Below are 14,317 nucleotides of genomic sequence, written 5' to 3' on the forward strand. Positions count from 1 at the left end.
ATGATTTTTCTTATTTTATTATTTTCAAGGGTAAGAGAACCCTTGAAAACAAGCCATTTCACGCGCGACACGCCATAAATATTTTTTAATTCTCAAATTTCACACGCTATTTACACCCATTCATCTGGTTCAATACCCTGAGGCCCAACAAATTCCCCATTTGGAACGTAGCTTGGCTCTCCAGTATCTTCTAAAACAGCATCGGAGAACATAGAAACCTGATTACCAAATGTCCAATCACCACGAATAGTAACTGACTTTGCAGCAGCTAAAGCAGGCACCGAATAAGGGAATCTTTCGTTGAAATCATTGATATTTCGATAATAACGAGGATCGAGATCAATATCTGGGAATATGTAGTTGCCATCCTCCATCTCATAAGAATCAGTAAGATGGAATCTGTCTGAACGCATTATAAACAAATCATTAGTTGTCTTGACAGGCAAGAATCTCATTCTATCTACTTCTACACAAATAGCATCATTAAAAAGCGAAATTGCAGCACCCATCGCAGTTTCCAGCTGAATAACTTTCTCGCTTTTTTCATTTGTAGGATCAATAGTTTTTCTATTGCAAATCACAGGAAGAGGAAGAACTCCATTGTATTCTTCCAACTTTTTTTGTAATGCGTCAACGCGAACCCAAATATTATTTGTATTAAAATAGGGATGTTTCTTAATACTTTGAGCACTTCTTCGATCTTCTGGATGAACTTGAGTCATTTCTCGAAGCATCATTCTTCCAGTTTCGAGATCTCTAACAATATGACCACCTTTACGATCGGCTTGAGTACGCTTAGCAACCTCAATCATTATTGAAGCACCCGTGTTTTCAAAGTGCTGAGCAAGAGTACGAGAAGGTCTAGCGCCTAAATTATCTGAATTTGAAATAAATAAATATTCAATACCATTTTTCTTCAAAACGTTTAACAATCCTGATTCCCAAATTGTAGAGAAAATATCTCCATGACCTGGAGGACACCACTCTAACTCAGGATCTTCTGGATAAGAAACTGGCTCACAGGTTTCCTCTAGCAATTTCGGTTCTTGATGCTGAATAATTTCAACAGGAATGTTTTCTTGAGAAAATTTACGATTACGCTTCAGCACTTGTAATGTATCTTTAGATGTGCGGAAAGAGTTCATAAAAATAAGAGGTAAATCAACACCTAAGCGTTGGCGTGCTGTAAGAACCTGACCGATTATTATATCTATAAATCGCATTTGTCGAGCTTTGTGCCTACGGACAGGCAACAAAGATTTTGCGCACGACAATCCCATAGACGTTCCCAAACCACCATTAAGCTTAATAAACGCTGTTTTTGCAAAAGCGTTTACAGCTTTATCATGATCAATAGTCTCATAAATTTCGTGAAAATTTGGAACACTCTTAATAGGCTCTACAGTGTTTTCGCGAATAAATTCACCAGACTTATCATTAATCCACGAGTCATAAAGATGCGCAAATTGATTAATCGCAATCTCACTCATACCTTGTTCGCGCATCTTTGCAGCGGACAATTCAAAAGTGTCGCCCATTTAAGACAGCCTCCTTGTATGCATTATGTTTAATAGTTTATCTATTCAATCTATATGTTGCAAACAAGGTGAATGGATTTTATTACTAAAAATCAAAAAAATAGCACAACAGGCGGAATCAAACCCATTGCGCTATTATAATTAATCTAAAAATTAGAATTAATCATGCTTTTTATTATTTTTATCTTGGTTAGTATTTTGACTATCATCTAAATTCTCGTCACCAGTTTCTAGATGATGCTCATCGTAGCCTTGCAAGTAACGAGTACGACGCCAATGGTGAATAGAAGCGTTTGTACCGCGGTGATGCACGTGGTACTTTCTAGGAGTTCCACCGTACGGAAGCTCTTTAACTTCCTTAGCAACAGCAATCTGATTCACGTTAGAAGGATCCATAATTGCGATTGGCGCAACAGGTTCTGGTTCAGTCGGAGCTGCCGTTCTGCTACTAAGCTTTGATGGGAGCCATTCAGCAAACCAAGAAAGCGCCCAGCAAATCAAGAAGTACACAACTGCAGCAACAGTCAAAGTTTGCAAAATATTAAAGTACATTGATCCAAGTCGTCTAGATTCTTGGAGCAAATCAGTGTACATGATTATGGAACCCAATGCAGTGTCTTTTAACACGACAACAAGCTGAGTTACAGCTGCTGGAAGCATTGCGAATATAGCTTGTGGCATTTCGATTTGTGTTAAAGACTGATATTGAGATAGTCCAAGAGCTAAAGACGCTTCACGCTGACCGTTAGGAAGATTTCCAACGCCAGATCGAACTAGCTCTGCGACCACGGAACCGTTGTACAAAATCAAAGACAACACAACGGCCCAGTAAGACGCGCCACTTATTCCAGCAAACGCAAATCCTCTCCAAAGGAAGATCATAAGCAAAAGCACTGGAACAGCTCGGCAAAACTCAACTACAACGGCAGAAATGCTACGAAGAATCAAGCTAGGCAATAGTCTTAAAAGACCAAACAAGAGTCCAAAAACTATTGAGCCTACAACAGCAAGAAGTGAAGCTTTAAGAGTCATCCACAATCCTGGAAGATAAAAATCAGTCCACGCTTCCGATTCCACAGCTGGATTCCACAAATCCCACGAAAGCTGATTTTCGCCTTCGGGAGGATTGCTAAGTCTTAAAAGCAAAGCAATAACAATAAGCGCAAACACAACGCACGCAACAATATTTGCAATGCGAATCTTTTTTAAAGCCTTAGGCCCAGGCGCATCAAATAACAGAGATTTTTCTTGTTTTTTTGCCATTTTCATCACCTTCTAACCGCAAGCTTATTAGACAAATAAGTTGTGAAAATACCGATTGGAATAATCAACACAATGTATCCGCACGCAAAAATCAAAAAGATTGGAACAATCAAATCTGCATGCCTTTCAATCATCTCACTCATAAGAGTAGATGTTTCAGTCGCAACAGATGCAGCTGCAGCAACAGTGGAATTTTTAAGCAACGCAATAAAAGTGTTTCCAAGAGGTGCTACAGATCCGCAAAATGTTTGAGGCAAAATCACATTAAAAGCTGATTGGAAGAAGTTAAGCCCAAGCGCCCTACATGCTTCTGCTTGACCCAAAGGTACAGTGTTTAAGCCAGATCTTAAAGATTCGCAAACAAATGCTGAAGTGTAAAAACTCAAGCCAGCTATAGCAAGCCAGAAGAAGTTTACGCTAAAAACAGTTGAAAAACCGAGCTTTAGCTGAGCATACACGCCAAGAACCATAAATACCATGATTATTGTTAGAGGCATATTCTTAAAGAACTCAACGTATGCGCTTGCAATAATTCGAAGCGAATGAATTGGGCAAATCCTCATCATAACTAGAATCACACCAAGAATCGTTGAAAAAAGCACGCTCCACAATGTGATTTCAATATTCACCAAGAATGCTCCTGGAATATTGTATGAAGTAAATAATTGCACAAAGTCTTGCATTTTACTCCTCCCCCTCATTTGGTACTGGCGGATTATACTTTGCGTTTGGCTTAAAACCAGTTCCGCGCATGTTATCGTCTAAAGCTCTTTTCCATGAACCATTTTTAATCATGTCTTTAAGAGCATTATTAATGCGCTTAGCTAGCTTAGTGTTTCCTTTTTTAATGCCAATGCCGTAGTGCTCTTCAGTAAATGGCTTACTAACAAGCTTTAGTCTGCCTCTAGATGCTGTAGCAAGACCAGCGAGAATAATATCGTCTGTTGTAACAGCGTCTACGATTCCAGAGAATAATGCTGTTGCACATTCTGCATAGCCAGGCTGTTGCATAAGTTGAACTTTTGAAGAGTACTTCTCTTTAATAACTATTGCAGACGTAGAACCAGTTACTGAGCATAAACGCTTTCCGTCTAAATCGTCTGGACCGCTTACTTTATGCTCGTCTTTGCGAACTAATAAATCTTGACCTGCAATAAAGTATGGTCCAGCAAAAGAAACAGTGTTTTTTCTAGCATCTGTTATAGAATATGTTGCAACAATCATATCTACATCGCCATTTTGAAGCATTGCTTCACGCTGTTTTGAAGGCGATTCCTTCCAAACAATCCTATCTTCGGAGTAACCCAACTTTTTGGCAACGTACTTTGCAACGTCTACATCAAAACCAACGTAAGTTCCAGACTTTTTAAAGCCAAGACCAGGCTGATCAAACTTAATGCCAATGCGTATTACATCGTTGCGACTATTTTTACTGCAAGCGCTAAGTGGTAGAACGCAGCACAATGCGCAAATCATAGATAAAATTGCGCGATATGTATGTCTTAATCCCAGTTTGTAACGCTTACACTTAAGCGCAATATTGTGTAAATATTTCATAACTACCTCTTAAAGATTTAAAAAATCGCTATTAATGATTTAAAAACGAGTCAAATTAATGAGTCAAAATCTTTGAAAGGAAGTCTTTTGCTCTGTCTGTCTTTGGATTTTCAAAGAACTCTTCTGGTGTATTTTGCTCAAGAATTCTGCCATCTGCCATAAACACGATTTTGTCTGCAGCTTTACGTGCAAAACCCATCTCGTGAGTAACGCAAATCATGGTCATTCCTTCTTTTGCAAGCTCAACCATAACATCAAGAACTTCGTTAACCATTTCTGGATCAAGCGCAGATGTAGGCTCATCAAAAAGCATAACCTTTGGATGCATTGCAAGCGCGCGAGCAATTGCCACTCGCTGCTGCTGACCTCCAGAAAGCTGAGAAGGCATTTTGTTAGCTTGATTATCAACACCAACTCTAGCAAGAAGATCCATTGCCAAACTTTCTGCTTCTTGCTGCTCCATATGACGAACCTTAATAGGAGCAAGCGTAACGTTTTCTAGAATCGTCTTGTTTGCAAAAAGATTAAAAGACTGGAACACCATTCCTACTTCTGCACGCAATGCGGCAAGTTCTTTTCCCTCTTGAGGAAGAGGCTTACCATCAATGCGAATGTCTCCAGAGTCAATAGTTTCAAGACGATTAATCGTCCTGCACATTGTTGACTTGCCAGAACCAGAAGGTCCAATAATAACAAGCACTTCGCCTTTATTAACAGTCAAGTTAATATCTTTTAAAACGTGAAGCTTACCGTAGTGTTTTTCAACATGGCTAAGTTCCACCAACGGCTGTGCTACTTTTTTTGTGTTGTTTAATTTAGTATCCATAAAAAGGATTCTAATGTTCTTTTGTTACATGCGTTTATCGTAATAGTTACTTTTAAACGCTTATAAAGTTACGGAAAACAATAAAAATGATACCAAAATGTTAATTTTAGTTTAAAAATGCCGTTAAGTGCGGATTTCCTAATACAATCACACAACTTAACGGCATTTATTAGCAATATTTAAATTGTAAATTATTGCATTCTATTATATTTACAATTACTCGTCTTCTTCTGGATCGTAATCGACGCCAGTTTCAGCACGTTGTTCGTCAGAAATTGGAGCAGGAGCGCCAGTTAGAGGGTCGCGTCCGCCGCCAGCCTTAGGGAAGGCGATTACGTCGCGAATCGAGCTTGCGCCTGCAAGAATTGCAGCAGTACGATCCCAGCCCAAAGCAATACCAGCGTGAGGTGGAGCACCGTACTTAAAGGCTTCAAGCAAGAAGCCGAACTTTTCTTCTGCTTCCGCTTTGTCGATTCCAAGAACATCAAGCACGCGATCTTGAATATCGTCGCGGTGAATACGAACGGATCCGCCGCCCATCTCGTTACCGTTGCACACGATATCGTAAGAATCACTCATTGCATGCTCTGGATCTTTATCGAACTTATCAATCCAATCAGCAGATGGCATTGTAAACGGATGATGCATAGAAGTCCACTTTGAGTGTCCAACAGCAACATCATCATCGTCTGGATCATCTGTGCGCTTAAACAATGGGAAGTCAACAACCCAAGTGAAAGCAAACTCATCTGGGTGAAGTAATCCTGCGCGGCTTGCAAGCTCTACACGAACTGCACCAAGCAAAAGCTGAGAAGATTCACGGCTTCCTGCTGCAAAGAATACAGCATCGCCATCTTGCGCACCAACAGCTTCCTTAAGTCCTGCACGCTCTTCTTCGCTAAGATTCTTAGCAACAGGGCCTTTGAGCTCACCATCTTCACCAAAGACTACATAAGCCAAGCCCTTAGCTCCACGCTGCTTAGCCCAATCCTGCCATGCGTCAAACTGACGACGAGGTGTATCTGCACCGCCCTTAAAGAGCACAGCGCCAACATAAGGAGCTTGGAACACGCGGAATGGAGTGTTCTTAAAGAAGTCAGTCAACTCAATAAGTGGGTTTCCAAAACGCAAATCAGGCTTGTCGGAACCGTACTTATCCATAGCTTCCTGCCAAGTGATTCGAGGCAAAGGAAGAGTAATCTCGTGACCAGCTTCCTTCCAAATAGCAGCAATAACGCGCTCTGCCATAGCCATAACATCTTCTTGGCTTGCAAAGCTCATTTCCATATCAAGCTGAGTGAACTCAGGCTGACGATCAGCACGGAAATCTTCATCACGATAGCAGCGAGCAAGCTGATAGTAGCGTTCAACACCAGAAACCATAAGCAACTGCTTTAAAAGCTGAGGAGACTGTGGAAGAGCGTACCAAGAGCCTGGAACCAAACGTGCTGGAACAACAAAGTCGCGAGCGCCTTCTGGAGTGGACTTAATAAACGTTGGTGTTTCTACTTCTGTAAAGTCCATATCTTCCAAAGCGTGACGAGCTGCCTTAGCCATATCAGAGCGAAGCTTTAGATTACGCTGCATTGATGGGCGGCGCAAATCAAGATAACGATACTTCAAACGAACATCTTCGCTAGGAAGCTTGTTTTCAGACTCGTTTTCCAATGCTGTAGAAACCTGGAATGGTAACGCATCGGACTTAGCGAGAATTGTCATTTTATTCGCAACGATTTCGATTTTTCCTGTTGCTAAATGGTCATTTTCATTGCCATCTGGACGCAGGCGAACTTCGCCAGTAACCTGAACAACAAATTCACTACGCAATGGTCGCGCAGTTTCCTCATCGTAAATAACAACCTGCACTAAACCTGTGTTGTCACGAACATCTACGAAAGCGACGCCACCGTGATCACGGCGACGATCAACCCAACCAGCAATGGTTACGTTCTGTCCGACCAAGGTCTCAGTCACTTCAACGGCATGGTGTGTGCGATACGCCGTCTGGCTCATAAGTCCACTTCCTTGTTTAAATAATTTTGTTAATTTTTGTTTTGACTTTAATAGTTTACCGCATGAATCGCGCGTTCAAATATTGCAAAATATATTCTTAAAATATAAAGCAAATTATTGAGCGCAAGAAACAGTCTGCCGGGCATAAACAGTATCTGGTTGCCAAGACGTGGCGTCTGCAGAAACTTGTTCCCCAGTAATAATATTCTTCACTTCATCATGGTTAGATTCAGAATCTGCACTATCAGCTGGGAACCACACATAAGGAATACCTAACTTATCTGCATATTTTATCTGCTTACCAAGTTTTGCTGCACTTGGAGAGACATCGGCAGCAATTCCTCTAGCACGAAGCTTTCGAGCAATCTCGTTACAAGCAGACCTATCTTCCTCATTCCAAACTGCCACCAATACTGCAGCAGGAGAAACACGGGAAACAGTGGCACCAGCTGTGTGAAGCATATAAGAAAGTAAACGCGAAAGTCCTATAGAAAGACCTACGCCTGGATACTTTTTATTACCTTGAGAAACAAGATTGTCGTAGCGTCCGCCAGAGCAGATTGATCCAAGGGATTCAGCACCATCCAAGAATGTTTCATACACAGAGCCAGTGTAATAATCCAATCCTCGCGCAATCTTCAAATCTGCCACAACAGCACCTGGACGAATTTTTGCTGCATCGTCCACAATCATTGCAAGAGTTTCAACACCTTGTGAAGCTAAAGTGTACGATTCGTTATCTTCACTGCGAGAAATATCATGCTTATCGCATAATTCATCGAAACGAGACTTCAACTCATCTCCTGTTTCAGCAGTAAGTTCAGCCAATTCTAAGCATGCAGCAGCTTGGGAGTCCGTAGCTCCGCACTCTTTTACCAAAAGCTTAGCAACTTCTTCAGCGCCAATTTTGTCGAGTTTGTCGATTTCTCGAAGAACTCCCTCAATATCGCTTAAACCAATACCTCGATAAAAACCTTCAGAAAGCTTACGATTATTGGCGTGAACAGTGGCTTTAGGTAATCCAAATTCGCGCAAACGTTCAAGTGCTTCTACCATAACAAGAGGAAGCTCTACTTCGTAGTGAGACGGCAAATCACCATTCCCCACAACATCAATATCTGCTTGAACAAATTCACGGAAGCGTCCTTCTTGCGGACGTTCGCCGCGCCAAACTTTTTGCATCTGCCAGCGTTTAAAAGGAAAAGCTAAATCGCCAGTGTGTTCAACAACATAACGACTAAGAGGAACTGTTAAATCAAAATGCAAACCTATTCGATTTTCAACAGGAGTGTCGCTTTCATGCCCCACCTCTTGCAATCTAGACAAAAGATATATTTCTTTGCTAGTTTCGCCTTTTTTTAACAGACTTGAACCCTGCTCAACAGCACGAGTTTCAATGCCTATAAAACCATTTAATTCAAATACTTCCCGCAATGTGTCCATAACACGCTGTTCAACAGCGCGCTCACTAGGAAGCCACTCTGGAAAACCAGATATTGATGAGCCTTGTACCATGTCCACTATAATAGGTTATGTTGCGGAAAAATCATGGCTTACCGTCATACTTATTCGTAACACTGTTACCGTGCATTTGCTGTAAGGAGTCGACCCGTGACCGAACAGACTAAACCTGAAGAAACTACTAAACAAACTACCCCAAAGCCGCATGCGCCGTCGCCTGCAAACTTTGCTAACAAGGCTCGCGTTGTTGCTGCGGTTCCAACTATCTCGTATAGCGACGAAGATGTTAAAACCGCTAAAACCTTTGGGCGAGTTGATGAAAATGGAAACGTTTATGTTCGTGAAGGAGCTGACGAACGCGAAGTGGGTCAGTATTCTACTGGTACTCCAGAGGATGCTTTGACTTTCTACGTACATCGTTATCTTGACTTAAAGATCAAGCTTGATCTCTTCGAAAAAAGACTTGAATCGTCTAATGTGAGACCTAAGGAAATTGATGAGACTTTAGCTACTTTAGAGGCGGATCTTAAGGAACCATCGGTAGTTGGAGACATCGCTGCTTTGAATGCTCGACACGCCGAATTGCAAGCTAAGGCTGCGTCTAAAAAAGAAGAACTTGCAAAAGCTCGCAAAGATGAATTAGATAAAGCTCTTAAAGAACGTACTGCTATTGTTGAACAGGCAGAAACGTTAGTTGCTCAAATAGGTGATTCTACAAATTGGCGCTCGCTTTCAGATAAGCTTCGTTCCCTGTTTGACAAGTGGCAGCAACATCAGCGCACTACGATTCATCTCAATAAGGCGGATGCTGACGCTTTGTGGCAGCGATTTTCTAAAGCTCGTTCTGCTTTCACTCAAGCACGCAACGCTTGGGTTAAGGAGCGTGATACTGAAAGAAATACTGCTAAAGAAATTAAGGAAGCCATTATTGCTGAAGCTGAAAGCTTGAAGGAATCAACTAAATGGCGTGAGACTTCTATGAAGTTTAATGCTTTGATGGATCGCTGGAAGAAGGCTGGAAATGCTGGTCGTCAGCACGACGATGAGTTATGGGCTAAGTTCCGTGAAGCTGCAGACACATTCTATCATGCTCGTCAAGAAGATAGAGAAAAGATGAATGCTGGTGAAAAAGAAAATCTTTCCAAGAAGGAAGCTTTGCTTGTTAAGGCAGAAGCTCTTCTTCCTGTTAAAGATGAAGAAGCAGCAAAAGCAGCTCGCAAAGCGTTGTCTGAGATTCAAGAAGAATGGGACAAGATTGGTTTTGTTCCACGCGAAGATATGCGCAGAATTGAATCCCGCTTAAATGATGTGGATAAGAAGATTAAGGCTGTTGAAGATGCTGCTTGGAAAGATGCTGACCCAGAGGCAGACGCTCGTAAGTCTAGTTTTGCTACGCAATTGAAGGCTCAGCTCGAGGAACTTGATTCTAAAATTGCAAGTGAAAAAGATGCAAAGCGTAAGGCTAAGCTTCAGGCTGAAAAAGCTACAAAAGAACAATGGTTGAATGCTATTAAGTAATTAATCATTAATCATTTAAATATGGGGTTACTTAATTTTTAAGTAACCCCATATTTAATAGTTTTATTTAACAGTTTCCATTAAAGCTTTAGCAAGTTGAATAAAGGTGTTAGATAATTGTGAATTAGCTAGGCTTCCATCCTTTTTAAAAACCGCAGGTCTGCCAGACTCTCCAATTTCTCTAATACTCGTATCTAATGGAATTTGTGCTAAAAGAGGCACATTCTTACCAAGAGCTTTACAAAGCTGGTCACTAACGCGTTTTCCGCCACCTGAACCAAAGATTTCCAAGCGCGCTCCATTATTTTCAAACCAACTCATATTTTCTACAACTCCACGCACATTAACTGGAATTTGCAACGCCATAAGACCTGCTCTAACGGCAACATCTGAAGCACTAGGCTGAGGAGTTGTAACAACCACAAGCTCCACATTAGGCAATGATTGAGCAACAGCCAGAGCCATATCTCCAGTTCCAGGCGCCAAATCTAAAAGAAGCACATCTGGGTCTGCCCACCAAACGTCGCAAAGAAACTGTTCAAGAGAACGTTGCAAGCGAGGACCACGCCACAAAATCGCACGATCTGTTCCAGCAAACATTCCAATAGAAATCAGTTTAACTCCCCAAGCTTCCACTGGCATAAGCATGCCATTCAAATTAGTAGGCTGACTTGTAACACCAAACATACGCGGTAGAGAAAATCCATAAACGTCTGCATCTATTGCTGCTGTTTTGTATCCAAGAGCCGCGAAAGTGGCTGCTAAATTGGCAGTTATGGAAGACTTTCCAACTCCCCCTTTTCCAGATGCTATAGCAAAAATTCTTGTTTTAACGCCATTTTTATTAAAAGGATTTTCTTTACGTTCCTCTTTCAAATCCGAAACAAGTTTTGCAAGCTTATCCTTACTCATAGCGCTTATATTTACGTGAGGAACAAGATTTGCATTAGGATATTTTTTTACAGCTGATTGAATTCTCTGTGTAATTACTTGTGCTAGAGGACAATCTGGAACAGTAAGTTCTATGCTTATAGTCACATCATAAGTTGGATAAGAATTATCAAAATCGCATACACTAGTGACATTTTGTTTTCCACTTACGTGTATGCCAGTTACCATATTTAGTTCAGTAACTGAACGACCTAATTCTGGATCAATAACACTTCCTAATAGATCGTAAATGCGAGTTTCGAGTTCAATAGTGCTGCTCATTTTTAACTTTTACGATTCGTTCTTAAAATCAAGTTCGTATTTGCTATCTAGAGCAGATTCAATACTGCCAGTATTAAGCAAAATCTTAAATTGATTCTCATCTAGCATAGGTATACCAAGTTCTTCTGCTTTAGTGGCTTTAGAACCAGCATTTTCTCCTACAATAACGCAATACGTCTTTTTGCTAACAGAAGAGGCTGCTTTTCCTCCCCTAGAAGAAATAGCTTCTTTAGCTGAATCTCTGGTAAAGCCTTCTAATGATCCTGTAACAACAACCGTTTTGCCACTAAGAGTCTGTTCGATACTGTCCGCATTAGAAGAGTCAGAAGATCCAACTACTCCGGCTTCATTCCATTTACGTAAAACTTCACTACGCCAATCTTGAGGATTCTTCGATTTTTCAAACCAATCGTATACAGCTTGAGCAATTTCTGGACCAACTCCATCAATTTGTGTTAAATCTTCAACAGATGCTTTAGAAATATTCTCAATTGAACCAAATCTTGCCGCTATTAGTCTTGCTGTAGGCGGACCAAGTCTACGAATAGACAAAGCCACTAGCACACGCCAAAGTGTTGCAGACTTACCCTTTTGAACTATTTCTTCTAACATTGCTCTTGTTGTTTCGCTTGGACGAGTGTATTCAGGAACACTCACTGTTTGAAGAACATTATTTTTACGAATTTTCTTTTCAACTAACCTTATTACATAAGCGTCAGAAGGAACTTCAAATATTGGGTAATCTGGATTTAAAGATTCCTTAAGCTCATCACTGTTGGAATCATCATTGGATTTTCTTCTTGTAGCTTCTAAAGGTCTAGTCCAGAATGCAGAAACCTGTCTCCACAATCCAGATCCGCCTATTTTTTTAGTTCTTTTCTTTAATTTTCCGTCTTTTCCTAATTCTTTCCATTCTTCAACAAGAGGTATTTCTTTCCAAACTTTAATATTTCGCAAATCGGCTGCAGTAATGTTAAAAATATCCGCTTCGCTTCTTATAACAGGTTCTTGAGATTTTGGAAGATCAAACACAGATTCTGGAATAGTTGGTTGCAAAGAAGATCCGCGCTGAATTACTATTTTGTCAATATCAGGATGATAGACCTCTGCAGTTGTAGGTCTAGAATCTTCTGGATTTGTTAAAGCTAGTGCAGAAGATTCTCCAAGATTTTCAATGTCGAATGCGTGCCTCGATGCAAGATTAATTATTCTCTCTGTTAATTGTGCTGGGCAGTTTTCTACATTTGGACAACGAATATCCTTGTCTCCCTCTTTAGCAGGTGCAAGCTTAGATCCGCATGATGGGCAATACTCTGGCATAACAAATTTGCGTAATTTGCTTTCATTTCCATCCCTATACTTTAGTACTGGACCAACTAATTCTGGTATAACATCGCCAGCTTTACGAACAACAACAGTATCGCCTATAAGCACACCTTTATGCTCAACTTCGTAAGGATTATGCAATGTTGTGCGCGATATTGTAGATCCTGCAACAGTTACTGGGTCCAAAACAGCAACAGGAGTGACTCTACCTGTTCTTCCTACTTGAACAACAATGTCTTTAAGAACAGTATTTACTTCTTCTGGAGGATACTTGTACGCAATTGCCCATCTTGGTGCTCTAGATGTAGACCCTAGTTCTCTTTGCAAAGCACGATCGTCTACTTTAACTACAATTCCATCTAAGGCATGAATAATAGAGTTTCTGTGTTCTCCATAGTATTCAATCATATCTTCTATTTGTTCAAAAGACGTAACTTTGCGAGTATAAGGAGATACGGGTATCCCCCATTTTTTATACAGCTCGTATGCGTCCGACTGATTAAACGATGTTTGCTTATGTGATTTATGCTCAGAATCATTTTTTACTGAATCTTTCCACTTTAAATCACCTAATCCATGCGCTATAAAGCTTAATCTTCTTGTTGCAGTGATTCTAGGATCCTTTTGTCTTAAAGACCCTGCAGCAGCGTTTCTTGGATTAGCAAAAGCAGGCTTTCCTAAATCTTCTTGCTCAATATTAAGCTTTCTAAAATCCGCCCATTTCATAAAAACTTCACCACGAATTTCCACAAATTCTGGAATATCGTCTGAATTTTCGCATTTAAGCTGAGTCGGTATTTCTTCGATTGTTCTTACATTCAGAGATATGTCTTCTCCAGTAACGCCATCTCCTCGAGTTAGTCCTTGTTCCAAAGTTCCATTTCTGTATATGAGATTTAACGCAAGTCCATCGATTTTTACTTCGCATGTCATTGGCAATGGCTTATTTTGGGGCCATTTTAAATCGCGAATAATGCTATCGTACCAAGATTTTAGCTCTTCTAATGAGAATACATCATCTAAACTCATCATTCTTGATGGATGTTTAACTGACGCAAAATCGTTCGAAAAAGTTCCACCAACTCTATGTGTTGGTGATTGAGGCGTATCTAATATTGGGAATGTAGATTCTAGTGAGCTTAAAACTCGCATTCTTGTGTCATAAGCAGCGTCAGAACTACTTGGTGAATCATCAACATAATAAGCTATCTGATCTGATTGAGCCCAAGCAGCTAATTTTGCCCATAATCTAGCAGCTTGCTCGCTTGTTAAAAGTGAAGGTTCTAGCTTAGATAATGCAATAGCGTCTACATCTGTTGTCTCTAATTTAGAAATCCAATCATTAAAATCTGTAGTTGAACTAAACTCGTGTGATGTGTTAGATGTATTGTTCTCGCCTGGCTCATGAACATTTTGGTTTTGATTATCGACTGTGCTAATGCTTGAAGATAATGAATCGTTGTTAACACTTGATTTATCAGTATTTAGCGAATCATCAAAATCGTCGAAAAGAGATAATTGTTCTCCAACTGCGTGTGACGACTTATCGCTATTATACGCAATCATAAGCTTTCCCTTCAAAACCTTTTAACTATCCTATCTA

Annotated in this window: 10 protein-coding genes; 1 reads left to right on the forward strand and 9 read right to left on the reverse strand. The window is 40.5% G+C overall.

Annotated elements, in window-relative coordinates:
* Nucleotides 1-110: 110 nt before the first annotated feature.
* The 7 genes from HXT60_RS03185 to hisS form a co-directional block, all read right to left on the reverse strand.
* Entirely contained in the window at nucleotides 111-1,538 is a 1,428-nt protein-coding gene (locus HXT60_RS03185; protein ID WP_004115085.1) for a UTP--glucose-1-phosphate uridylyltransferase, read from the reverse strand.
* 159 nt (nucleotides 1,539-1,697) lie between these two features.
* Nucleotides 1,698-2,801, reverse strand: coding sequence for an amino acid ABC transporter permease (locus tag HXT60_RS03190; protein ID WP_004117853.1), 1,104 nt, complete (start codon nucleotides 2,799-2,801; stop codon nucleotides 1,698-1,700).
* Between the two features lie 5 nt (nucleotides 2,802-2,806).
* Complete coding sequence (locus HXT60_RS03195; RefSeq protein WP_004117849.1) at nucleotides 2,807-3,484, reverse strand: ABC transporter permease subunit; 678 nt, start codon at nucleotides 3,482-3,484, stop codon at nucleotides 2,807-2,809.
* A 1-nt stretch (nucleotide 3,485) separates the two neighbouring features.
* The gene (locus HXT60_RS03200; RefSeq protein WP_014554578.1) at nucleotides 3,486-4,358 is read right to left on the reverse strand and encodes a glutamate ABC transporter substrate-binding protein; all 873 of its coding nucleotides are present in this window, start codon (nucleotides 4,356-4,358) and stop codon (nucleotides 3,486-3,488) included.
* 55 nt (nucleotides 4,359-4,413) lie between these two features.
* Nucleotides 4,414-5,184 carry an amino acid ABC transporter ATP-binding protein gene (locus tag HXT60_RS03205; protein ID WP_004137994.1) on the reverse strand — a complete coding sequence of 257 codons (771 nt, stop codon included), beginning with the start codon at nucleotides 5,182-5,184 and terminating at the stop codon, nucleotides 4,414-4,416.
* 216 nt (nucleotides 5,185-5,400) lie between these two features.
* Complete coding sequence (gene aspS, locus HXT60_RS03210; RefSeq protein WP_004111605.1) at nucleotides 5,401-7,197, reverse strand: aspartate--tRNA ligase; 1,797 nt, start codon at nucleotides 7,195-7,197, stop codon at nucleotides 5,401-5,403.
* A gap of 114 nt (nucleotides 7,198-7,311) precedes the next feature.
* Entirely contained in the window at nucleotides 7,312-8,712 is a 1,401-nt protein-coding gene (gene hisS, locus HXT60_RS03215) for a histidine--tRNA ligase (RefSeq protein WP_004111603.1), read from the reverse strand.
* Between the two features lie 96 nt (nucleotides 8,713-8,808).
* On the opposite strand from hisS, the gene HXT60_RS03220 reads away from it, so the two are divergent.
* A complete protein-coding gene (locus tag HXT60_RS03220; RefSeq protein WP_004111602.1) occupies nucleotides 8,809-10,176 on the forward strand; it encodes a DUF349 domain-containing protein in 1,368 nt (455 codons plus the stop codon).
* Nucleotides 10,177-10,239: 63 nt separating this feature from the next.
* Here the strand turns inward: HXT60_RS03220 and HXT60_RS03225 are convergent, their stop codons facing one another.
* Together HXT60_RS03225 and ligA are read right to left on the reverse strand one after the other, a co-directional pair.
* A complete protein-coding gene (locus tag HXT60_RS03225) occupies nucleotides 10,240-11,388 on the reverse strand; it encodes an Mrp/NBP35 family ATP-binding protein (RefSeq protein WP_004111593.1) in 1,149 nt (382 codons plus the stop codon).
* 9 nt (nucleotides 11,389-11,397) lie between these two features.
* Nucleotides 11,398-14,280 carry an NAD-dependent DNA ligase LigA gene (gene ligA / locus HXT60_RS03230; RefSeq protein WP_174190633.1) on the reverse strand — a complete coding sequence of 961 codons (2,883 nt, stop codon included), beginning with the start codon at nucleotides 14,278-14,280 and terminating at the stop codon, nucleotides 11,398-11,400.
* Nucleotides 14,281-14,317 lie beyond the last annotated feature (37 nt).

The organism is Gardnerella sp. KA01002, assembly GCF_049244015.1.
GTDB classification, from domain to species: Bacteria; Actinomycetota; Actinomycetes; order Actinomycetales; family Bifidobacteriaceae; genus Bifidobacterium; species Bifidobacterium vaginale.

What these genes read in the sequence shown, in the direction of transcription:
- HXT60_RS03185 (WP_004115085.1), bottom strand. Translation starts at nt 1,538, where the DNA reads ATGGGCGACACTTTTGAATTGTCCGCTGCAAAGATGCGCGAACAAGGT.
- HXT60_RS03190 (WP_004117853.1), bottom strand. Translation starts at nt 2,801, where the DNA reads ATGGCAAAAAAACAAGAAAAATCTCTGTTATTTGATGCGCCTGGGCCT.
- HXT60_RS03195 (WP_004117849.1), bottom strand. Translation starts at nt 3,484, where the DNA reads ATGCAAGACTTTGTGCAATTATTTACTTCATACAATATTCCAGGAGCA.
- HXT60_RS03200 (WP_014554578.1), bottom strand. Translation starts at nt 4,358, where the DNA reads ATGAAATATTTACACAATATTGCGCTTAAGTGTAAGCGTTACAAACTG.
- HXT60_RS03205 (WP_004137994.1), bottom strand. Translation starts at nt 5,184, where the DNA reads ATGGATACTAAATTAAACAACACAAAAAAAGTAGCACAGCCGTTGGTG.
- aspS (WP_004111605.1), bottom strand. Translation starts at nt 7,197, where the DNA reads ATGAGCCAGACGGCGTATCGCACACACCATGCCGTTGAAGTGACTGAG.
- hisS (WP_004111603.1), bottom strand. Translation starts at nt 8,712, where the DNA reads ATGGTACAAGGCTCATCAATATCTGGTTTTCCAGAGTGGCTTCCTAGT.
- HXT60_RS03225 (WP_004111593.1), bottom strand. Translation starts at nt 11,388, where the DNA reads ATGAGCAGCACTATTGAACTCGAAACTCGCATTTACGATCTATTAGGA.
- ligA (WP_174190633.1), bottom strand. Translation starts at nt 14,280, where the DNA reads ATGATTGCGTATAATAGCGATAAGTCGTCACACGCAGTTGGAGAACAA.